General features: G+C 71.0%; 19 protein-coding genes. 5 read left to right on the top strand and 14 right to left on the bottom strand.

Annotated elements, in window-relative coordinates; translation table 11 throughout:
• Positions 1-19: 19 nt before the first annotated feature.
• The 6 genes from EP757_RS04185 to EP757_RS04160 form a co-directional block, all read right to left on the bottom strand.
• On the bottom strand, positions 20-394 hold the full coding sequence (locus EP757_RS04185) for a DUF3037 domain-containing protein (RefSeq protein ID WP_127542883.1): 375 nt from the start codon (positions 392-394) through the stop codon (positions 20-22).
• On the bottom strand, positions 391-1,083 hold the full coding sequence (locus EP757_RS04180; RefSeq protein ID WP_232050365.1) for a HipA family kinase: 693 nt from the start codon (positions 1,081-1,083) through the stop codon (positions 391-393). Before EP757_RS04180 ends, EP757_RS04185 begins: the two co-directional genes overlap by 4 nt.
• Positions 1,084-1,159: 76 nt before the next feature.
• Positions 1,160-1,630 (bottom strand): hypothetical protein, encoded by a 471-nt coding sequence (locus EP757_RS04175; RefSeq protein ID WP_232050364.1) that lies wholly within the window; start codon positions 1,628-1,630, stop codon positions 1,160-1,162.
• A gap of 1,168 nt (positions 1,631-2,798) precedes the next feature.
• Positions 2,799-3,863, bottom strand: a complete 1,065-nt coding sequence (locus EP757_RS04170; protein WP_127542880.1) for an NAD-dependent epimerase/dehydratase family protein — start codon at positions 3,861-3,863, stop codon at positions 2,799-2,801.
• A 116-nt stretch (positions 3,864-3,979) separates the two neighbouring features.
• Positions 3,980-4,327, bottom strand: coding sequence for an Lsr2 family protein (locus EP757_RS04165; protein ID WP_127542879.1), 348 nt, complete (start codon positions 4,325-4,327; stop codon positions 3,980-3,982).
• Positions 4,328-4,590: 263 nt separating this feature from the next.
• Entirely contained in the window at positions 4,591-7,617 is a 3,027-nt protein-coding gene (locus tag EP757_RS04160; RefSeq protein WP_127542878.1) for a bifunctional diguanylate cyclase/phosphodiesterase, read from the bottom strand.
• Between the two features lie 56 nt (positions 7,618-7,673).
• On the opposite strand from EP757_RS04160, the gene EP757_RS04155 reads away from it, so the two are divergent.
• Together EP757_RS04155 and EP757_RS04150 are read left to right on the top strand one after the other, a co-directional pair.
• Entirely contained in the window at positions 7,674-8,303 is a 630-nt protein-coding gene (locus EP757_RS04155) for a methyltransferase (RefSeq protein ID WP_127542877.1), read from the top strand.
• A gap of 280 nt (positions 8,304-8,583) precedes the next feature.
• Entirely contained in the window at positions 8,584-9,165 is a 582-nt protein-coding gene (locus EP757_RS04150) for a hypothetical protein (RefSeq protein WP_127542876.1), read from the top strand.
• A gap of 32 nt (positions 9,166-9,197) precedes the next feature.
• Here the strand turns inward: EP757_RS04150 and EP757_RS04145 are convergent, their stop codons facing one another.
• The 4 genes from EP757_RS04145 to EP757_RS04130 form a co-directional block, all read right to left on the bottom strand.
• Positions 9,198-9,917, bottom strand: coding sequence for an HAD family hydrolase (locus EP757_RS04145; RefSeq protein WP_127542875.1), 720 nt, complete (start codon positions 9,915-9,917; stop codon positions 9,198-9,200).
• The gene (locus EP757_RS04140; RefSeq protein WP_127542874.1) at positions 9,914-10,666 is read right to left on the bottom strand and encodes an ROK family protein; all 753 of its coding nucleotides are present in this window, start codon (positions 10,664-10,666) and stop codon (positions 9,914-9,916) included. Before EP757_RS04140 ends, EP757_RS04145 begins: the two co-directional genes overlap by 4 nt.
• Positions 10,667-10,723: 57 nt before the next feature.
• A complete protein-coding gene (bioD, locus tag EP757_RS04135; protein ID WP_127554076.1) occupies positions 10,724-11,497 on the bottom strand; it encodes a dethiobiotin synthase in 774 nt (257 codons plus the stop codon).
• Between the two features lie 623 nt (positions 11,498-12,120).
• Positions 12,121-13,254: an 8-amino-7-oxononanoate synthase gene (locus EP757_RS04130; RefSeq protein ID WP_127542873.1), complete on the bottom strand. Its 1,134-nt coding sequence runs from the start codon at positions 13,252-13,254 to the stop codon at positions 12,121-12,123.
• Between the two features lie 85 nt (positions 13,255-13,339).
• On the opposite strand from EP757_RS04130, the gene bioB reads away from it, so the two are divergent.
• Positions 13,340-14,335, top strand: coding sequence for a biotin synthase BioB (gene bioB, locus EP757_RS04125; protein ID WP_127542872.1), 996 nt, complete (start codon positions 13,340-13,342; stop codon positions 14,333-14,335).
• Positions 14,336-14,594: 259 nt separating this feature from the next.
• Here the strand turns inward: bioB and EP757_RS04120 are convergent, their stop codons facing one another.
• Both EP757_RS04120 and EP757_RS04115 read right to left on the bottom strand, forming a co-directional pair.
• Positions 14,595-15,641 carry a GNAT family N-acetyltransferase gene (locus EP757_RS04120; RefSeq protein ID WP_127542871.1) on the bottom strand — a complete coding sequence of 349 codons (1,047 nt, stop codon included), beginning with the start codon at positions 15,639-15,641 and terminating at the stop codon, positions 14,595-14,597.
• Between the two features lie 125 nt (positions 15,642-15,766).
• Complete coding sequence (locus EP757_RS04115; RefSeq protein ID WP_127542870.1) at positions 15,767-16,465, bottom strand: amino acid-binding protein; 699 nt, start codon at positions 16,463-16,465, stop codon at positions 15,767-15,769.
• A gap of 37 nt (positions 16,466-16,502) precedes the next feature.
• Between EP757_RS04115 and EP757_RS04110 the strand changes: the two genes are divergently transcribed.
• Positions 16,503-17,282 carry a pyrimidine reductase family protein gene (locus tag EP757_RS04110; RefSeq protein ID WP_370457847.1) on the top strand — a complete coding sequence of 260 codons (780 nt, stop codon included), beginning with the start codon at positions 16,503-16,505 and terminating at the stop codon, positions 17,280-17,282.
• Between the two features lie 15 nt (positions 17,283-17,297).
• Here EP757_RS04110 and EP757_RS04105 read toward each other — a convergent pair whose 3' ends face one another.
• Together EP757_RS04105 and EP757_RS04100 are read right to left on the bottom strand one after the other, a co-directional pair.
• Positions 17,298-18,335, bottom strand: a complete 1,038-nt coding sequence (locus tag EP757_RS04105) for a CU044_5270 family protein (protein WP_127542869.1) — start codon at positions 18,333-18,335, stop codon at positions 17,298-17,300.
• A gap of 96 nt (positions 18,336-18,431) precedes the next feature.
• Positions 18,432-19,019: an RNA polymerase sigma factor gene (locus EP757_RS04100; protein WP_370457762.1), complete on the bottom strand. Its 588-nt coding sequence runs from the start codon at positions 19,017-19,019 to the stop codon at positions 18,432-18,434.
• 227 nt (positions 19,020-19,246) lie between these two features.
• On the opposite strand from EP757_RS04100, the gene EP757_RS04095 reads away from it, so the two are divergent.
• Positions 19,247-20,992 (top strand): ATP-binding protein, encoded by a 1,746-nt coding sequence (locus EP757_RS04095; RefSeq protein ID WP_127542867.1) that lies wholly within the window; start codon positions 19,247-19,249, stop codon positions 20,990-20,992.
• The last annotated feature ends 3 nt before the right edge of the window (positions 20,993-20,995 follow it).

Here is a 20,995-nt window from a genome sequence, read left to right as displayed (position 1 = left end):
CAGTGGACCAGCAGGTTCGTCAGTGGACCAGCAGGTTCGTCAGGCGGTCCAGCTCGGCGGCGGGGTCGGTGGCCAGGCCCATGTGGACCGGTCCGGCCCTCAGGATCGTGCTTCGAGGGGCCACCAGCCAGCGGAAACGTTCGCCCAGCTTCATGTCGGCCGAGGGGCCGCCACCCGCGCAGGTGCGGCCCCACGCCTCCAGGGCCGTGCGGATCGCGGGGATGTCGGCCGAGGGGTCCAGGGCTCGGAGGCGGTTCTCGTCCAAGTGGGTGGCGGCGTCCAGGAAGTCGCGGCGCTGGCAGTAAAGGAGCACGCCGACGTTGATCAGCTCACCCCGTTCGATGCGGGGGACGGCCTGGATGACGGCGTACTCGTAGGGGAGAGGGGTGGTCACGGCAGCCACGCCTCCGGACGCGCGGCGCGCTGCGAGAGGTGGTCGAGGTATGCCTGCCGGTCGCCGTCGACCAGCCACTCGTCCGGCACCAGTTCCAGCACCTCGCCGAGCAGCTTCGGGGTGATCTGCTCGGCCAGGCGGGGGCCCTCAGTCGCGAGCTCTGTGGCGTACTGCTTGAGCACGTGGTCGTCCCAGCGGTACGGCCGATGCACCACGGCCTCGGCGCGAGCCCAGTCGTGGTGGAAGTAGAGGGTGGCGCCGTGGTCGATCAGCCAGAGGCCGTTGTGCCACATGAGCAGGTTCGGGTTGCGCCAGCTGCGGTCGACGTTCTCCACGAAGGCGTCGAAGGCCAGCACCCGGCTGGCGAGGCCGGGCTCCACCGGGTGCGCGTTCGGGTCGTAGCCGAGCGAGCCCGGCAGGAAGTCCATCCCGAGGTTGCCGCCGGCGCTGGCCTTGATCAGCTCCTGGACCTCTTCGTCCGGCTCGGCCCGGGCGACGACCGGGTCGAGTTCCACCCGGGCGAGTTCCGGCACCGGCATCCCGAGCCGCCGAGCCAGCTCCCCGGAGATCACCTCGGCGACGAGGGCTTTGGGGCCCTGCCCGGCGCCGCGGAACTTGACGACGTAGGTCCCGAGGTCATCGGCCTCGACGACGCCGGGGAGGGAGCCGCCCTCACGTAACGGGGTCACGTACCGGATAGCAGTTACCTGACGAAGCACGCAGCCCAGACTACGGCCGGCGGCAACGGGGTTTCGCCGCAGGTCGTCAGGCGTCCGGGCCCTGACGGCGCAGTTCGTCGACCTTGGTCATCGCGTCGCGGAGTTCGTTCAGCCAGTCCTCGGTGTGCCGGCCGACCAGCTTGACGCACCAGGCCAGGGCCTCGGAGCGGGAACGGGCCACGCCGGCGTCCACGAGCGTGTCGAGGACCTGCCGTTCGGGCTGACGCAGCCGGGTCATCACCGGTGCGGACAGGTGCGTGAACAGGTCGGACGTGTCACCGCAGCGGGCACCCCAGGCGACCTTGCGCTGGTAACGATGCTCGACCTGGCGCGCGACCCTGATCCGGGCGTCCCGGGTGTCCTCCCGGAACTGCGCGATCCGCCCGGCCTGCCCCGCGGCCCGGTCGGCGTCGGTCGACTCGGCGGCCAGCTCAGGCTTCGGCAGCCGCCCCCAGATGATGATCTCGTCCCGATCCACGACGACCTCGGGCGGCTCGACGAACCACCCGTCCGGCATAGCACCCGTGATCCAGGCCGCAGCGTCGTCGGCGTTCGGCGGCTCACTGCGACCACTAGGAGGACTCATTCGGATTCGCATGTCTACCTCCCGAAGAACTTACGTGATTACATGCTTACACCGTTGCGAGCGCAAGCCGCCACGTTGTTCACAGTGAGCGAAGAGAGCGGGTAGGCCGAGAGCGAGCCATCCCAGCGTGCTGTCAGGGCGCTGGCTGATCGCGTGCCAGTCGAGCGTGCTGGCTGACTGCGTGTCAGTCGAGCGTGCTGGCCGGGCCGGGCGCTGCTGATCGCGTGCCATCCGAGCGCGCTGCCCGGGCGCGTGCTGGCTGATTGCGTGTCATGTCAGCGCTTTCCAAAATCTGACCCTCTGCGGGTTCTTGGGATCCCTACGGGGTCACTCTTCAGGAAGCGGCGACACGTCAGTCGAGCGTGCTGTCCGGGCGCGTGCTGGCCGACCGCGCACCTGTCGAGCGTCTGGTCGGTAGTGCGCTGGCAGACCGCGCTAACTGATAGCGCCATCCGAGGGCGTGTCTTTCGACAGTGCGCCATCCGAGGGCGTGTCTTTCGACAGCGCCATCTGAATGCGCCTCTTCGACAGTGCGCCATCCGAGCGCGCCATTCGGGCGTGCTGGCTGACGGTGCGCCATCCGAGTGTGCCTTCCGACAGTGCCAGGGCGAGCGGGGCGAGTGGAAGTGCCGGGTGAAGAGCAGCGGCGAATTGCTCTGGGCCGAGAACAGCGACGAGCCCGCGCTCAAGTATGCGAACGGCGGGGTGATCAGGTGCTTGGGCTACGGCTCGGAAACTACGAAATCTGGGAGGCGGCGGGCGAGAGTGGCGGACGCCGGGCGAGAAAAGGGTGCCGGGGGAGAAAAGGGTGCTAGGCGAGAAAGGGTGCCGTCCGAAAAGGCACTGGCAAAAGGCACCTGGCGAAGAGTTACGGGCGAACGGTGACCGGCGAACGGTGACGGGGTGAACAGCGGCAGGGCGAACAGCAACAGGGCGAACATCGACTGGCGAAGAGATCCGGGCGAAGAGAACGGGCTGAGGACGGCGTCGAGCCGTAGCTTGTGCGCGTGGATGCCGGCGATCACGTGCTTGGGCTACGGCTCGGGGACTGCGGATTCCGGTGGGTGGCGGGGTAAGAGCTGGGCTGCCGACGTAAAGATCAATAGGGGTTGCCTGTGCCTGGAAGACGTCCTCGGAGCAGGCCTCCCATCCGCCCGGGGAGGTCGGGATCGGTGCGGAGTGGGGGCTGAGAGGAGCCGGCGCGGTCGGCCAGGCCGGCCACCAGCTCGCGGAGGGCGTCCAGGGCGGAGACGCGGGGGCGCCAGCCGAGTTCGGAGGCGGCTCGGTCGCAGCTCATCAGCGGTGACTTGAACGCCAGGCGCACCCAGCCGCGGTCGACCGGTTGCAGGCGGAGCCACCAGCTGAGGGCGGCGGCGCCCTCCAGGGCGACACCCGGGACCCCAACGGTCACGCCGTGGAATACCGAAGCCGCGGACTGACCGGAAAGGATCGGCCCGGCCGCGAGGTTGAAGGCGCCGCGGACGTCCGAGGAGAGGATCGAGAAGTAGGCATCGGCGACGTCGTCGGCGTGTACGGCCTGCATGCGCAGCCGCGGGTGGGCGGGCAGAACCGGGATCCAGCCGAAGCGCAGCAGGCGGGCGGGGAGGAGCGGGCCGGCGAAGTAGCGGCCGATCTCGGTGCCGGCGGTGCGCTGGAAGATCAGGCCGGGGCGTACGCGGACCACGCGCAGTGTCGGATGGTCTGACTCGATCTCGTCGAGCATGCGTTCGACGAGTGCCTTGTGCCGGCTGTACGACGACTCGATGACTCCGGAGCGCCGCCACTCCTCGGTCACGAAGGCGTGTTTCGGCCCGGGCGCGTAGACGCCGACCGATGACGCCTGGACCAGCGACGGCACGCCGGCCCGCAGCGCCGCTCGGAAGATCGCGCGGCTGCCGAGGACGTTGGTGCGGTAGAGGCGCCGCTGATCATGGCTGGGCTGGATCTGCCAGGCCAGGTTCACGACCGCGTCGGCGCCGCCGAATATCGGTGTGAGCCGTTCGGTGGCATCGTCCTCGCCGACGTCGGCGGAATGCCATTCGATGGGTGGGTCCGGCGGAACACGCCGCGAGACGCCTACCGCCTCGACGCCGGGTTCGGAAGAAAGGCGGCGCAGCAGGGCGGTTCCGGCGTTGCCGCTAGCGCCGACGATCACTACACGCATGTGTTTCGCGTACCCAGCCACGGCGGGTTGAACCGACTTCGCCGGTAATCGGCTGACGTCAAAGCGTCACGATCGGTGGCGCCGCGCCGGGGCGGGCGCCACCTTTCGAAAAAACGTCAGCGCTTGCTGTGGAACGCCTCGACGATGTGGCTCGGGATGCGGCCACGCTCCGAGACGGGGTGCCCGTTGGCGTTGGCCCACTCGCGAATCGCCTGGTTCTGATCGCGGCTGGAGCGGCTCGAACTGGCCGGGGCGGGGCGCCGGGCAGTGGCCTGAACGGCGCCGGAACGGCCCAGCCGGGTGGCGGCGGAGAGGTACGGCTCGAGTGCTTTCCGCAGCTTGCCGGCGTTCTTCTCGGACAGGTCGATGGTGTAGTTGACGCCGTCCAGCCCGAATTCGACGGTACGGTCGGCTTCACCGCCATCGAGGTCGTCGGTGAGAAGAGTAATTATCTGCTTGGCCATGTGGTCGTCGCTCCTGTAGCGAAGTCAGCGAAGTCATTCAGGGTGGATCAGCGCATTCATTCTGTCGCGCATGCGGTATCGAGTGCAAATTGCCCGTTCTGGCATGTCGCATTGGAGGGGTCTTTTCATACCTGTGAATGTGCGGTAACGTGCGTGGTGGGAGCGCTCCCACCAGCGCCTTCCCCGCAATCTCGAGCCGCTTCGTCGCCGATCCTCCGGTGCCGGGGCGGCTCGCCCCAACTGAGCACCGGCCGAGCACCAACCTATACCGCCACGGACTGGGAATTCCGCATCCACGCCAGCACCTCGGTCGGGCCGAGCGGGCTGCTGAACAGGAATCCCTGCCCGAGCGGGCACCCCATCCGCACCAGCACATCCCGGTGCGCCGGGCTCTCGATCCCCTCGGCGACGACCACGAGACCCTGTGACTGCGCGAGGCTCACGATCCCGCTGACCAGGGCGAGAGGCTGCTGACTCGACAGCATGTCGTCGATGAACATCTTGTCGATCTTCACGACGTCGATCGGGCGCTGGCGCAGGTAGCCGAGCGACGAGTACCCGGTCCCGAAGTCGTCGATGGCGATCCGGACGCCCATCTCGCGCAGCGCCGCGAGGTCCGACCAGATCTGCTCGTCGTCCTTCACCAGCAGCGTCTCGGTGATCTCCAGCATCAGGCTGCCGGCCGGGACGCCGGTGTGCTTCAGGGCGTTGCGTACCTGGTCGAGGAAGCCGGACTCGCGGAACTGCCGGACCGACACGTTCACGCTCATGTACGGCGCCTGCCCCGGAGGCAGGATCCGCCGCCACTCGGCGACCGTGCGCAGCGCCTCCTCCAGCACCCACCGGCCCATCGCCACGATCAGGCCGCTCTCCTCGGCCACCTCGATGAACTGATCCGGCGTGACGATGCCCTTGCGCGGGTGGTGCCAGCGGACCAGCGCCTCGAAGCCGGCCGCCGTGCCGGAGGCCAGGTCCACGATCGGCTGGTAGTGCAGCAGGAAGTGGCCCTCGTTGACGGCGTGGTCGAGGGCCGAGCGCAGCTCCAGCCGATCCACCATCTCGGCGTGCAGGTGCGCCTGGTAGCGGCGCCACTGGTTCTTGCCGGCGCCCTTCGCCACGTACAGGGCGAGGTCGGCCTGCCGGAGCAGTTCGTCGGCGGTGTCCGCCTCGGGTGTCGTGGTGATGCCGATACTGGCCGCCGGGTACAGCGGCTTCGCGTCGGTCTCGACCGGCGCCGCGAACGCCTGGAAGATCCGGTTGGCGGTCTCCTCGACCGCGCCCGGGTCGTTCACGTTCTCGACGAGCGCGGCGAACTCGTCGCCGCCGAGCCGGGCCGCGGTGTCGTCCTTGCGCAGCGCGCCGGCGATCCGGTGGGCCACCTCGATGAGCAGCTGATCGCCGACCGCGTGGCCGAGCGTGTCGTTGACGATCTTGAAGTCGTCCAGGTCGATGAAGAGCACGCCGACGACCGAGCCGTCCCGGCGGCCCCGGTCCAGCGCGTGCTTGAGGCGGTCGTTGAAGAGCACCCGGTTCGCCAGCCCGGTCATCGCGTCGTGGAACGCCTGATGGGTGAGTTCGCTCTCCAGCTGGCGCTGCTCGGTGACGTCGCGCATGGTGACGACCAGCCCGGCCACGGTCGGCTCGGCCCGCAGGTCACGGCAGTGCAGTTCGAGGAGCACCTCGGTGCGCCGATTCCCCCGGGCCCGGAAGTCGAGCTGCTGCTGGAGATGGTCGCCCCCGCGTACCGCCGCCAGCACCTCGGCCAGCCGGTCCCGTTCACCCGGGTGGATGACCTCGGGCAGCAGCGCGCCGGTCGGATCGCCGCCGAAGACGCCGACAGCCGACGGGCTCGCGTACCGGATCCGATCCTGCTCGTCGATGATCGTGATGACGTCCGCGGTGTTCTGGACGAGCGTCCGGAAATAGGTCTCGCTGGTGCGCCGCGCCACCTCCTGACCCAGCGCGATCCGCTCCAGGGCCAGCGCCACCTGCCCGGCCAGCACCTCGACCGACCGCTGGAGTTCGAGCAGCGCCCAGGTCGGCGCGCCGACGTGCAGGACGCCGAGGAGCGGATCACCGGTGGGACGGTCCTTGAGCACCATCGGGCAGCGCAGCGTCTTGTTGAACTGGGTGAGCCGCACCGCGACGGCCCAGTCCACGTCCCGGGTGCTGACCAGGCGCGCGGCGGTGCCGGTGGCGCGATCGACGGCGGACTGTGCGGCCGCTTCCGGCGACTGCGGCTCGGCCTGCACGATCGTGACGGCCAGGACGACGCCGTGCGGCGCGTCCCCGGGGATGAGCTGGGCGACGGCCGTACGGACGGCCAGCCCCACGGCCTCGGTGTCGGCGGCCGACACCAGCGCCGCCGACGCCTCCCGCAGGCCACGCTCCCGGGCCATCACCTGCCGGTGACTCGTCATGATCCCGGCCATCCGGGCCAGCACGAGCAGCAGCATCAGCATGCTCAGCGCGGCCACCACGGTGAGACCGGCGACCTGGGTGTCCCGGTACATCTTGACCAGCAGCACGGTCGGCGCCACCAGCGCCGCGACCGCGAGCAGCCCCAGCCGGAACCGGCTCGTCTCGGCGGGCGGCTTCTCGCCGGGCCGGGTCATCTCGGCCATCGACGGCAGCAGCGCTGCCACTCCGGCCGCCGCGAAGAACGCGACCTGCCCGATCGCCGGGTGCCGGAAGATGTCGGCGACCAGCATCGCGAACACGCCCGCGCCCAGCCAGTGCCCGGGCGCCACCAGCCGTCCCGGCATCGCCACCAGCCGGATCAGCAGGCCGAGACAGAGCAGGTCGGCGAGGGGCAGGGCGAGGTCGGCCCAGGTGTCACCGGCCGAGCCGTCGAGCCGCGGGCCGACCACGAACGTCCAGATCAGCAGCGCCACGCCGGCCGTGACGGTCAGCGCGTCGAGCAGGCCGGCCCGGTCCCGCGAGGACTCGATACGCCGGTGGACGAAGACGGCAAGCGTCAGCGCGAGCAGCAGGTAGCCGAGCAGCAGCAGGACGGTGCCGGCCGTCGTCAGCCAGGTCAGCCAGTTCGCGATGAACGAGGGTGCCGCCGAAGCCGCGCCACCGGCCGCCGACAGGCCGATCGCGCCGCAGAGCATCCACCACGGCCGCGGATCGTCGGGCCTGCTGAAGCGCGTGCCCATGACCACCACGCCGATGGCCGAGGCGCCGGCGACGAGACGCAGAGGGCCTTGCAGCCCGGGTTCGAGCACGAGGACCACAGCGAGCACTGTCATCCAGGCGCCGAAGAGCGCGGCGGACCACCTGGTCATGTCGGCCTGATCGGCCCGATCGCCGCGACACTGAGCGATAGCGGCACAATCGGGAGGTGCTTTCGGAGTTCGTCCTCGCCCACACCGTGTCCGCACCGGTCCCGTTCGTCCCTGAGCTCACGCTGTGGCAGGCCGAGGAGCCGATCGCGCTCTGGGAGGCCACCGAGGCGGCCGGTGAATCCCAGCCGCCGCCGTTCTGGGCCTTCGCGTGGGCGGGTGGTCAGGCGCTGGCCCGCCACATCCTCGACGAACCCGACCTGGTCGCCGGCCGTAGCGTGCTCGACCTCGCCACCGGTTCCGGCCTGGTGGCGGTCGCCGCGGCCCGCGCCGGTGCCACGCCGGTCGTCGCGAACGACATCGATCCGCTCTCCCTGGCGGCGGCATCAGCGAACGCCGCCGCGAACACGGTGAGGATCGAGACGCTGGAAGCGGACATCCTCGACTCGTCGGATAAATACGGCGTAGTGCTGGCCGGTGACGTCTTCTACAGCCGCGAGATGGCCGCCCGCGTCCTGCCGTTCCTCCGCCGCTCCGCCGGCCGCGGCTCGCTGGTCCTGGTAGGCGATCCCGGTCGCGCCTATCTCCCCGAGGGCCTGATCAAGCGAGCCGTCTACGAGGTGCCAGTCAACGAGGCGCTGGAGAGCGTGGCCATCCGCCGGACGACAGTCTGGCAAGTGACTTCATAACCCCCTTTTTCGTACGAGTTCCCGCAGAGTCCCGTAGCTCGCGGCGGGCCGGCCAGGCGTCCCTTAAGGCCGTCCCCGCCCGCCGGCCCATGCGCCGCCGGTCCATCACCTGCCGCCGCCGCCGGCCAGGTGCGCCCCGACCCCCTGCTCGCGCCCACTGATCGTGCTGCATCACCGCCGTCCGTCGCCGGACCCACATGGAGATCTCGGATCTTCCCTCGGTGGCGCTGGGCGGGCTATTTTCTGCGGGCAATAGCGGATCTTGGAGTGCGGGGGAAAGATGACCACCGATGACGGCTGGGTTCCGGCGAGCCCGCCGAACACCTGGGAGTGGGGCACCCGAGCCCTGATGCTGGCGCTGGGCGCGACCTGCGGACTGGCGGTGCTGTTCCTGGTCAGTGACCTGGCGGTCTGGTACCACCTGCGGTCCGGCGACGAAGCCGTCTCGCCGGCGCTGATCTGGATCATCGATCACGTCGGGTCGCTCAGCGCCCTGGGACTGTTCCTGATCGTGGCGTATCTCGTCGGGTTCCTCGTCTGGCGGCACCGCACCAAGGAGGTGCTGCGCGGCTACGTCGACGAGCCTGATCGGGTGCTCTCGCACTGGGCGGTGCCGGTGTGGAACGCGGCGGTCGGCATGTCGTTCCTGATCGGGCTGTACATGGACACGTCCGCTGCCGACATCGACGCGATGGTGCGTACGGTGCAGATCGAGGCGCTCCAGAACGGGTTGCGGCTGGCCGGCCTCACCGTGCTGCTGATCGGTGTCTGGGAGATCCGGGACCGGGTACGCGTGGGGTTCCGGGATTCCGGCAAGATGCGCCGGATCAAACGGACCGAGGGCAGGATCCCGTTCAGCTGAACGAAATCGCACGGTTGTCGCCCCGTACGAGATCACAGCAATTGAAGCAATCCGAAACCGTCGTCGATCTCGTGATCCGGGTCGGGCCAGCCGGAAGGATCCTCGGCCGTGGTGCGTGAGGAGGTCATCAGGATGGCCTTGCCGGCGTCGGCGCGCCGGGCGCAGAGGATGTCGCGGCGGCGGCTGTCGCCGACGAACCAGCAGTCGGACGGCGGGATGCCGAGAGCGTCCGTGGCGTTCCAGATCATCTGCGGGTTGGGTTTGCGGACGCCCGCCTCGTCGCTGTAGATCTGCTCGGCGAAGAACCGCCCCACACCCTGTTTCTGCAGGAAGTCGCGGTGTGCGGCGCCCGAGAGGGTGTTGCTGACGACGGCCAGGACGATGCCGCGCCCGGCGAACGCGGTGAGCGCCTCGGGGATGCCGGGCCGCAGACGCCAGCCGTCCCGCCACGCCCAGTCGTAGCTGAGACGCGGCACTGCGGCACGGACCCGGGCCTGCGCGCCGGCCGGCCAATCGGCGATCACGAACCGCTCCCAGACCTCGGCCTGGGGCAGCTCGTCGGGCCAGTCCTCGTCGCGCCAGGCGGCATAGCGGGAAGCGCCCGAGGTGAGCGACCGCTGGATCTCACCCGGGGTGAGCGCGCCGCCGATCAGGTTGTAGATGCGCAGCACCAGCTCCGGCGGCGCGGTCCGCTGCGGGGGCGCGTCGGCCAGCACGCCACCGAAGTCGAGCAGGACCGCGCCCGGCGTCACCGCTGCCCCAGAGTCCAGGCGCGGACGCCGCCGACGATCCCGGCCGTGTTCGGCACCACCACCACATCGTCGCCCATCCGGGCCAGCTGTGCCGGCGTGATCAGCCGGCTGTTGCCCCCGCCGAGGTAGACCCGGTCCCAGAGGAAGACCGGCCGCAGCCCTTCGATGACGTTGCGGACCCGGCGCGACCAGAGGGCGTCGCCGAGGCGGCGGCGTTCGTGCTCGCCGATGTAGGTGTCGTAGGACATCCCCCAGCGGACCGGGGCCTGCGACATCTCCAGGTGCGGCGCCAGCTCACCGCCGTCGAACAGCGCGCAGCCGAGACCCGTCCCCAGCGTCAGCACCAGCTCGCAGCCGGTGCCCGCGACCACGCCGGCGCCGTGCACCTCGGCGTCGTTGAGAACCAGGGTGGGCAGGCCGAACGCGTCGGCGAGCGCGGTCCGCGCGTCGAACCCCCGCCACGCCTCCATCAGCTCCGGGTCGACCTTGGTGCGCGGGCCGCTGCGGGTCACGTAGTGCGGGGTCGCGACGACGACGCCGTGCCGGATCATGCCGGGCATGCCGACGGTGACGCGGTCCGCGTTCGGCAACTGTTCGCCGAGGTTCACCAGGGTTTTCACGAACAGCTCGGGTGGCAGAGGGTACGGTGTCGGCACCCGGATCGGGTGTGCTCGCATCGTGCCGGCCTCATCGAGGACCGAGCCCTTGATGCCGCCGCCGCCACAGTCGATCGTCAGGGTGAAAGCCACGCGGCCAGTGTGCATGTCGACCACCTCCCGGACCCAGCAATTGTGACCGGCGTGCCCTCAGCCCGCTTCTTCCGCCCACACCCGCCAGTTGTCGAGGACGCCGTGCAGCGCGGGGGTGAGCCAGCCGGGCGCCGAGCGGCGGAACACACCGGGATCCATCGATCCTGCACCCGACGGCAGCGCGCCCACCAGGTGGGGAACCAGCTCTCCGAGATTGGCCCAGTGCACCAGCTCCGGTTCGGCCGGCCACGCTCCGAGGATGACTCGGGCGTAGACGCCGCGCCGGTGCAGCGCCTCCAGCGTGAGCGCCGTGTGGTTGAGGGTCCCCAGGCCGGCGCGGGCCACCACGATCACGTTGGCGCCGAGGGTGGTGGCGAGATCGGCGAACGTCCACGCCTCCCCGCCCGGCCGCAGCCCCATCGGCACGAGCAGCCCGCCCGCGCCCTCCACCAGCACCAGGTCGTGTTTGTCGGCCTCCGCCCGGATCGCGTCGACCACGTCGAGCAGATCCAGCGCGGCCATCCCGGCGACCTTCGCGGCGGCGAGCGGGGCCAGCGGTTCCGGGTACTCGGCGAGCGTCCGCACGGTCTCCGGCCCGGCCAGCCGATTGATCACGTCAGCGTCCGTCGGCGCCCCCGTCGAGATCCCCGTCTGACCGGGTTTGATCACAGCGACGCGGAGTCCGGCGGCCTGGGCGGCAGCGGCCATCGCGGCGGTGGTGACGGTCTTGCCGACCTCCGTGTCAGTACCGGTCACGAGCACGATCCCGTGCCACTCGTGCGGGTTGGCCCGGGCCTTCGCGGGTTCGGGTTCACCGGATTGAGCCGCCAGTTCGTTGTCGATCTCGGCAGCGAGGGCGTCACCGTCCACGTCGGTCTCGGCGATCGGCTCAGCGGTGATCGTTTCCGGTGGTTGCGCTGGCGGGTTCGCTTCCGGCTCGGTGGGCGGTGCGGTCGAGAGCAGAGGGGGTACGGAGTGAGCCCGGCCCCCACCATGCGCTGACAGGGGATCGCTCCCGTGAGTGAGGGCATCATGGTCCCGTGCCGGCGCCGCTCCCGGCAGGCCGTGCCCTCCGCCGGACTGCCGCCGCGGCGGCGCGACCGGCAGCCCGTGCCCGCCGCTGTGCTCGCGCCGAGGCGGAACGACGGCGAAGCCGTGCCCTCGCCCGCCCTGACCGCGGGCCGGCACCGTCGGCAGGCGGTGCCCATCCCCGCGTTCCCGAGGAGTCCCGCCCGGGAGGCGGCGGTTGTCGCCGGTCGTCACGGCTGCGAGGCGGTGGTTGTCGCCGATCGTCACGGCCGCGAGGCGGTGGTTGTCGCCGCGGTCGCGAGGGGGCGTGGCCGCGGTGCCGTGGCCGTCCGGTCCGTGTGGTGGAACGGTGTGGCTGTTCCGGTCCGGGGGCGGGGACGCCACCGAGGTGCCGGAGTAGGAGATGCCGGTGGGGGAATCGGCGGTCATGGTGCGCACTCCACGATCACGTTCAGGGCGCGGGCGAAATCCGCATCGTCGACGCCCGCGTTCAGGGTGAGCCGGAGGCGGGAACTGCCGTCCGGCGTCGAGGGCGGCCGGAAGCAGCCCACCGCGACTCCACGGTCGCGGCAGTCGGCGGCCCAGGCGACGGCGGCTTCCGGGCCGGGCGCGGGGACCGAGAGAACACCGGCGGCGGGGTCGCGGACGTCGAAGCCGGCCGATCGCAGCCGGGCGGCGATCGCGACGCCACGGGAGGCCAGCAGGGTGCGGCGGTCGTCGGCGGCGCGGGCCAGCCGGACGGCGGCGTGGACCCCGGCCACCACCGATGGCGGCGGGGCGGTGTCGTAGATGAACGTGCGCCCGGTGTCGACGAGGTGCTTGATGAACGCGACCGGTCCGGCGATCACGCCGCCGGCGCCACCGAGCGATTTGGACAGGGTGGCCGTGACGACGACGTCGTCGCAACCGGCGAGGCCGGCCGCTGCCACGCCACCAGCGCCGGACGGGCCGAGCAGGCCGAGCGCGTGCGCGTCGTCGACGATCAGCAGCGCGCCGTGAGCCGCGCACACCTCGTGCAGCTCGGCGAGCGGGGCGAGATCGCCGTCGACCGAGAAGACCGACTCGGTCACGACGGCGGCCCGGCCGTCGAAGCCGGAGAGGATCGCGGCGACGGCGGCCGGATCGTTGTGGGGCGCCACCCGGACGGGGATTCCGGAGATCTTGCAGCCGTCGATGAGGGAAGCGTGGTTGTAGGCGTCCGAGACGATCAGATCGCAGACCGCCCCGGCCGCCCGGACCACCGCGAGGTTGGCCAGGTATCCCGAGGAGAAGACCAGTGCGCTCTCCGCGCCCAGCCAGCCGGCCAGCGCGGACTCCAGCCCGGCGTGCGCCTCGGTGCTGCCGCGGACCAGCCGGGAACCGGTGGCACCGAGCCCGTAGGAGCCCAGCGCCGCGGTTGCGGCGGCCACCACGTCCGGGTGAGCGGAGAGGCCGAGATAGTCGTTGCCGGCGAGGTCGACGACGGTGTCGCCGGCCTCCCGGGGGCGCAACTGACGGGTGAGCCCCGCCTTGGCCCGCTCGCGGGCCAGGCGATCGATCGCCTCCAACCAGCCGGCCAAGACACCCCCAGAGATCACGAGAATCGGAAACTACCACCCACCACCGACAGTCCTGCCCGGGCCGGGAACTCTGTAGGGTACGGGCATGCCAGACATCCTCGACCGGGCCCGGACCCGGGTTCTCGACGAAGGCGCCGGCCTCAGCGAATCGGAGATCCTCGAGGTTCTCCGCCTCCCGGACGAGGACCTGCCCGCGTTGTTGCAGCTGGCCCACGATGTGCGGATGAAGTGGTGCGGCCCGGAGGTCGAGGTCGAGGGCATCGTCTCGCTGAAGACCGGTGGCTGTCCGGAGGACTGTCACTTCTGTTCGCAGTCGGGACTCTTCGCGTCCCCTGTTCGTGCGGTCTGGCTGGACATTCCCTCTCTCGTGGAGGCCGCGAAACAGACCGCTGCCACCGGCGCGACGGAGTTCTGCATCGTGGCCGCCGTCCGCGGTCCCGACAAGCGGCTCATGGAGCAGATGCGGGCCGGCGTCAAGGCGATCAAGGAAGCGGTCGACATCCAGGTCGCCGCGAGCCTCGGCATGCTCACCCAGGAACAGGTGGACGAGCTCGTCGAGATGGGCGTGCACCGTTACAACCACAACCTGGAGACCTGCGAGTCCTACTTCCCGAACGTGGTGACCACCCACTCGTGGGAGGAGCGCTGGAGCACCCTGAAGATGGTGCGTGACTCCGGCATGGAGGTCTGCTGCGGCGGCATCCTCGGTCTGGGTGAGACGGTCGAGCAGCGTGCCGAGTTCGCCGCGCAGCTGGCCGAGCTCGACCCGCACGAGGTCCCGCTCAACTTCCTGAACCCGCGTCCCGGCACCCCTCTGGGCGACCGGCCGGTGGTGGAGGGCAAGGACGCGCTGCGCGCCATCGCCGCCTTCCGGCTGGCGATGCCGAAGACCATCCTGCGGTACGCCGGCGGCCGCGAGATCACCCTGGGCGATCTGGGTACGCGGGAGGGCCTGCTCGGAGGGATCAACGCGGTGATCGTCGGCAACTACCTGACGACGCTGGGCCGTCCCGCCACCGCCGACCTGGAGCTGCTGCAGGACCTGAAGATGCCGGTCAAGTCCCTCTCGGCGACGTTCTGAGATGTACTGCGACCGCTGCGGCCTGCCGTCGAGCGACGGCGACCACTCGGCGTGTGCCGCGGCCCGTCGACTGGAGCCGCCCCGGTTCTGCCCGGAGTGCCGCCGAAGAATGAAGGTCCAAGTGGTCCCGACCGGCTGGACGGCGACATGCGTGGAGCACGGCGTCCGGACCAGTTGAGCAGCTCCGGCGCGCAGCGCACGAAGTGACAAACCCTTGGGTGACGGGCTCTGAACCAGAGCCCGCCACCCCTCTCACCCGCTACCCGTGGGTCGCAGGAGTCTCATCGCCGACCTGGCGGCCGGCAGCCGGCACGGTCACGGTGACCAGCGCGCCGTCCCGTTCGATCGAGCCCGCGCCGAGCCGGCGCAGGGTGCGCAGCATCGCCACGTTGCCGGCGCCGGTGTGCGCCACCACCGCGGCGAAACCGGACCGCTCGGCGTGGGCGTGCAGCCGCCGCAGCAGGGCCGTGCCGAGGCCGCGCCGCTGCCAGTCGTCCTCGACCAGCACGGCGACCTCACCCAGGTCGCCCTCGGTGATCAGGTTGGCCATCGCGACCAGGGCGCCGGCCGGGGTGGTGGCGAGCAGCGTGACGCCGCCGGCCGGTTCGAGCAGCTGGCGCAGGCGGGGGTCGCCGGGCACCGAGGCACTGAGGTATCGCTGCCGCAGCGTCCCCGTCGAGCAGCTGTCGTGCAGCTCACGGACCGCTGCCAGATCGTCGGTGGTGGCCGGGCGGAGCACCACTTCGGCGCCGTCGGCCAGCAGGACGGTGACCTGCTCACGCTGTTGCCGTACGACCGCTCCGGCGACCTCGACCAGGGCCTGCGCCCGGGCGTACTCGGCGGGCGTGAAGGCCGGCAGGGCGCGCAGGACCTCATAGGCGCCGCCGGCCGGGTCGGCGAGCGTCATCCGTCCACCGTGGAAGCCGGGCGACTCGGCGCCGCTGCGGGGACGCCACCGGACGTCGGTCGCGTCGAGCAGGGCCACGAGCGCCTCGCCGAGAGTGTCCGGCTCGTGCACGAGACGGCCGGCGAGCGCCAGCGCCCGGGTCGGCTGGTCGGCTAAACCCTGGGCCTCGGCGCGGGTCACGAACGCGTCCCGCCCGCGGCCCTTGAGCACGGCGGCCATGACGTCGGCCTCGGTGAGCGCGTCCGGCGCGTCGACGAGGAAGTCGTCGACCGCCCCCTCCTCGGTCGTATGCACCTGGACCGCGAGGATGTTGACTGATCGCAGAGCCAGGCTCGCGGTCAGCACGGAAAGGTAGCCGGGACGGTCGTCGACCGTGGCTCTGATTCGCCACAACGCCATGCGGGGCACTCCTTCCTGCTCTCGATCACTCAAGGTGCTGCCATCAAGAGTGCCCCGGCGTTGTTACCCGGATATTGCTTTACCTGCGAATTCCGCGTTAGAACGATCACAGGTGGTCACGATCGTCACACCACCGGAGAAATGACCGCGTCCAGCCGGTCACCGAGGATCACGGCGGCGGCCCGGACCAGCTGCGCGACCCGGTCCACCTCGGTGATGTGGAAGGCGGCGGCCGGCAGGTCGTCCTCGTCGGTGCGGGCCACGACCAGCACGAGTCCGCCGCGGCCGAAGGGGGCCACGGCGTACCGCGCTCCGCCGGGCTCGGCGAACGGGCGGGCCCGCAGCGGGGTGACTTCGGGCAGGTGCAGCGGGGACGGCGCGCGCCAGCTCGCGTAGACCACCTGGGGCTCGCTCACGCCGCCGGAGCCGCTGCGGGACGCCCAGTCGGGGGAGACCATCGCGGCGGCGGCCCAGTCCGCGGCCAGCAGGCCGGGTACGGCGTCGACCAGCGTGGCGAGCCCGTCGGCCGGGTTCGCGGCGACCTGGGCGAGGAGTTCGGCGTCGTGGCCGCCGTTGACCGGGGCTCCTATCGCCTGCCACACCCCGTCCACCTGCACTCCGGGTATGGCGGCGAGACCGGCGAGGAGGCGTTCGACCCGGGAGGCGCCCGGCCAGACGACGGTGAAGTCGTCCACGGCCCGGCCGCCGAGTCGTTCCAGCACCACGACCTGGACGATGTCCGCGCCGGCGACCCCGAGGGTGCGTGCGACCTGGCCGAGGGCGCCGGGACGGTCCGGCAGGGTGACTCGAACCCGCAGCAACATGAAACTCCTCCCGTCGCGAACGGCCGGTGGCGCCGTCCTGACGACCAGGGTGCCTACCTGGCGTTTCGGACCGATTGCACAGCCGTGTCCCGTCCGTCAAGATGCGCGGGTGACCGAGTTGCACACCTGGCCCGCGCCGCTGCTGGATCTCTATCCCCGTGATCCCGATCCCACGTTGCGGGTGAACTTCATCGCCAGCGCGGACGGCGCGGTCACCGTCGACGGACTCTCGGCCGGTCTGCAGGGCCCCGGCGACAAGGAGATCTTCGACTCGCTGCGGACGGTCTGCGACGCCCTGATCGTGGCGGCCGGGACGGTCCGCGCGGAGAATTACGACGCGTTGCGCCTCACTCCTGAGGCACGGGAGTGGCGGGTCGCCGCCGGCCTGCCCGAGTTCCCGCTCATGGTGATCGTCTCCGGCAGCCTCGACCTGAACCCCGACCAGTTGATCTTCTCGGACGCCCCGATCCCGCCGATCGTGGTCACCCACCGGTCGGCGACGCCGTCACCGGCGCTGGCGGCCCGCGCCGAGATCGTCCCGATCGGTGCGGACCGGGTCGACCTCGCCGGGATGGTCGCGATGCTGCACGAACGCGGCGCCGGCCAGCTGCTCTGCGAGGGCGGTCCCGGCCTGCTCGGATCGCTGATCGCCGACGACCTGGTCGACGAGCTGTGCCTGACCGTGGCGCCGCTGGTCGCCGGCGGACGGGCGGGCCGCATCGCTCACGGCCCGGACGGTCCGGCGCGCCGGATGGGTCTGCGCCATGTGCTCACGCGCGAGGACATGCTTTTTCTGCGGTACGTCCGGAGCACCTGATCTCATCGCCCGCCGTCAGGGGAGCGCACCGGCCCGGTCGACGATGGCGACGCGGAGTTGCGCGGTGAACCCGGCGACCGTCCCGGGCGGGTCGCCGAGGCCTGTCGTCCGCACTGCCACCAGGCGTTCCCCCAGGAATTCGTAGGTCTCCGGGTCGAAGACGAGTTCCCTGCGGAAGCCGTCGTCGGCTCGGGCGACGGCGATACCGGTCCGTCCGCCCAGATCCACGGTCCCGGGCAGGACGGCGACGCCCGGGATGGTGGCGGCAGCCTCGAAGAGCGCGCCGAGCGAGGCCGGTGGCACGTAGGACTCGCGGAGTTGATCGGCCACGTTCTCGAACGCGCCGTAGTCGGCGGTCTGACCGCCGTGGTCCAGGCCGTAGATGTACGCGCGCATCGCGCCGGCCTCGGTGGGCAGGCCGGTGCGGTAGACCGAGGCCGTGCCGCAGACGTCCATCTCCTGCGCGCCGCAGGCCGGGATCGTCGAGTCGGCGAGTTCCGGCATCGGGTTCTCCGCCGTCGGGTCGACGGGCGTCTGCCGCAGCAGGCCGTCGCGTGTGCCGTCGACCGACTGCCAGCTCCGGCGGGTCATCGGAACCGGTCGCTGATAGGTCTGGGTTCCGTCCATGTGGGTGGTGCCGCCGCCCCATGCGGAGATCGACTCGGTGTAGACGAACTGGTCCGGCCGCGCGGTCAGCACCGGCGCCCGGCGGGCCTCGGCGGCCGCGAGAAGCAGCACGTCGGAGGAGGAGAGGCCGGAGGGGGAGAGACCGGAGGGGGAGAGGCCGGCCGCCGATGGCCCGGCGGCCGGCGCCGGAGCCGGCGACCCGGCCGGCTGGGTCACCACGGCCGCTGCCACCAGGCCGGCCGCGAGCACACCCACCGGCGCGAGCCGCCAGACCCAGCGACCAGCGGAACGGCGCCGCGCGGAGGAAGCGGGCGAGGGAGCCGCGGCCTCGGCCAGGAGGAGGGCTCGGGCGCGGTCGCGGGCTCGCGGGTCCATCGGCGCCGCGGCGTCCTCACGGAAGCGGTTCATCAGGTCGAGGTCGTTCACGCGTCGGCTCCGCTCGTGGAGGGCCGGAAGACAGGGTCGAGGTCGTTCACGCGTCGGCTCCGTTCGCGGAGGGCGGGAAGGCGAGGTCGCGGGAGTTCACGCGTCGGCTCCGTTCGGGTCGAGGTCCAGGTTCAGGCCGGGGAAGTCGTGGAGGGCCTCGCGGATCCGGCGGCGGGCGCTGTGCAGGCGGGAGCGGACCGTGCCGATCGGGATGTCCAGGGCCCGGGCCACCTCCGGGTAGCTGAGCTGTGCCTGGCTGACCAGCGTCAGCACCTCACGTTCCCGCACCGAGAGCCGGGCCAGCACGGCGGCGAGCGCCCGGACGTGTGCGGCCGCGGTGACCCGGTCGGCCACTCGGTCGGCCACTCGGTCGTCGAACCGGTCGGCCGGGCCGTCCCGGGCCGGGTCGGCGCCGGTGCGGGCCAGGGCGCGGTACTGCCGCACCTCGGCCCGCTGCTGACCCCGGACCAGGTTGGCGGCGATGCCGTAGAGCCACGGCCGGGCATCGGTCTGGCTCAGGTCGTACCGATGCCGTGATCGGAAAGCGATGAGGAAGGCCTCCGCCGTCAGGTCCTCGGCGAGCGACCGGCCGACCCGGCGTGCCAGATATCCGTGGATGGCGTCGGCGTGCCGGTCGAAGATCGCGCCGAACGCCTCGGGTTCCTCGGCCGACCGTCTGATCACGTCGTCGTCCCCGGCCTGAGGCGGGGCGAATGGGAGAGATTGCGGCATCAGCGCCTCTGCGATGTCGGATGGGCTCGTCGATAGTCATTGACCGATCCGAGCCGATCGGTTCGGTTCAGGGCGCGCCTGCGTGAGGTGATCAAGATCTTGTGCGTAACTCGAACGATGGACACCAGAAGTTGTGGACGACACACGCGAGGGGCATTTTGTCGTACACCTGAGGCACCATGATCTCCGTGTCTGACGAAACTTCCCCCGTCGGGCGGGTTCTCGGTACCGCGGATGCCACCCCGCTGCAGTTCTGGACGGCCGTGGCCCCCGGCAGTTACCTGCAACTCGACGACGTCGTGGTGACCCAGCGTGACCTGCCGGATCGTGAACCGGTGACGATCGCCGGGGTGGTGACCCAGGTCCGGGCGCGGCACGAGGGCGCCCAGTTCGACTCGGACGTCTTCGCCATCGCCGACGGCACGCTGCCGGCCATGGTCCAGGAGGCCGCCGAGATCACCACGACCCGCGTCGATCCGGAGCTCTACGTCCCACCCACGCCGGGCGCCGTCGTGCACCGGGCCAGCGGTGAGGCGCGCGACGCCGCCCTGCACTTCGACCGGATGGAGCGGCGGGTGCCGATGGGCACCGGCCGGGACGGGGTGCCGGTCTTCCTCAACGCCGACTTCCTGGACGGCACCCGCGGCGCCCACGTCTCGATCTCCGGTATCTCCGGCGTGGCCACGAAGACGAGTTTCGCGACCTTCCTGCTCTACTCGGTGTTCCGGTCCGGCGCGCTCGGGGCCGACGGCGCCAACGCCCGGGCGCTGATCTTCAACGTGAAGGGCGAGGACCTGCTCTTCCTCGACCATCCGAACACCAAGCTCGATGACAAGACCACCGCGGCGTACGCGGACCTCGGACTGCCGGCGGCCCCCTTCCCGGACGTGCGGGTCTACGCCCCACCCCGTGCCGGGGACTCGTCCGGAGCGCCCGACGTGAGCAGCCGCCTCACCGGGGTCGACTCGTTCTACTGGACCCTCGCCGAGTTCTGTGACCAGAAGCTCCTGCCCTACGTGTTCGCCGACGCCGACGACGAGCGCCAGCAGTACACGATGGTCGTCCACTCGGTCACCGCCCACCTGAACCGGCATGCCGTGCCGGCCGAGGGCGGCATCAGCATCGACGGCCGGCGGATCAGCTCCTATCAGGACCTGGTCGACCACGTCGTGGAGCAGCTCACCGACGAGGACACCCGCTCGACCTGGGCGGGCAGCGCGATCAACACGGGGACGGTGAACGCGTTCGCCCGCCGGCTCATCGGCAGCAAGCGCGACCTGTCCCGGCTGATCCGCGGCGACCTCGCGTCCCGCCGACCGCACCAGATCAAGACCGCGGCGAGCGCCCAGGTCACCGTCGTCGACCTGCACAACCTGCCGGACCGCGCGCAGCGGTTCGTGGTCGGCGTGACGCTGAAGACCGAGTTCGAGGAGAAGGAGAAATCCGGTACGGGCCGGCCCCTGCTCTTCGTGGTCCTCGACGAGCTGAACAAATACGCTCCCCGCGAGGGCACCTCCCCGATCAAGGAGGTGCTGCTCGACATCGCCGAGCGCGGCCGTTCGCTCGGGGTGATCCTGATCGGCGCGCAGCAGACGGCGAGCGAGGTGGAGCGCCGGATCGTGACGAACTCGGCGATCCGGGTGGTCGGCCGGCTCGACCCGGCCGAGGCGTCCCGCCCGGAATACGGGTTCCTGCCCCCGGCGATGCGTCAGCGGGCTCTGCTGGCCCGTCCCGGCACCATGTTCGTGAACCAGCCGGACATCCCGGTCCCGCTCTGTGTCGAGTTCCCGTTCCCGGCCTGGGCCACCCGCAAGTCGGAGTCCGGTCCGCCGCCCGCCGAGACACTGCGCTCGATCGTCCAGGGCGCCGACCCGTTCGCCGTCGTGGGCAGCGGGGGCGGCTCCGACGACGACATCCCTTTCTAGGTC

This window comes from Actinoplanes sp. OR16, from assembly GCF_004001265.1.
Classification (GTDB): domain Bacteria; phylum Actinomycetota; class Actinomycetes; order Mycobacteriales; family Micromonosporaceae; genus Actinoplanes.
This window is presented reverse-complemented; position numbering and strand designations above follow the sequence as displayed.

What these genes read in the sequence shown, in the direction of transcription:
- EP757_RS04115 (WP_127542870.1), bottom strand. Translation starts at nt 16,465, where the DNA reads ATGTTGCTGCGGGTTCGAGTCACCCTGCCGGACCGTCCCGGCGCCCTC.
- EP757_RS04175 (WP_232050364.1), bottom strand. Translation starts at nt 1,630, where the DNA reads ATGCCGGACGGGTGGTTCGTCGAGCCGCCCGAGGTCGTCGTGGATCGG.
- EP757_RS04165 (WP_127542879.1), bottom strand. Translation starts at nt 4,327, where the DNA reads ATGGCCAAGCAGATAATTACTCTTCTCACCGACGACCTCGATGGCGGT.
- bioB (WP_127542872.1), top strand. Translation starts at nt 13,340, where the DNA reads ATGCCAGACATCCTCGACCGGGCCCGGACCCGGGTTCTCGACGAAGGC.
- EP757_RS04095 (WP_127542867.1), top strand. Translation starts at nt 19,247, where the DNA reads ATGATCTCCGTGTCTGACGAAACTTCCCCCGTCGGGCGGGTTCTCGGT.
- EP757_RS04150 (WP_127542876.1), top strand. Translation starts at nt 8,584, where the DNA reads ATGACCACCGATGACGGCTGGGTTCCGGCGAGCCCGCCGAACACCTGG.
- EP757_RS04160 (WP_127542878.1), bottom strand. Translation starts at nt 7,617, where the DNA reads ATGACCAGGTGGTCCGCCGCGCTCTTCGGCGCCTGGATGACAGTGCTC.
- EP757_RS04120 (WP_127542871.1), bottom strand. Translation starts at nt 15,641, where the DNA reads ATGGCGTTGTGGCGAATCAGAGCCACGGTCGACGACCGTCCCGGCTAC.
- EP757_RS04170 (WP_127542880.1), bottom strand. Translation starts at nt 3,863, where the DNA reads ATGCGTGTAGTGATCGTCGGCGCTAGCGGCAACGCCGGAACCGCCCTG.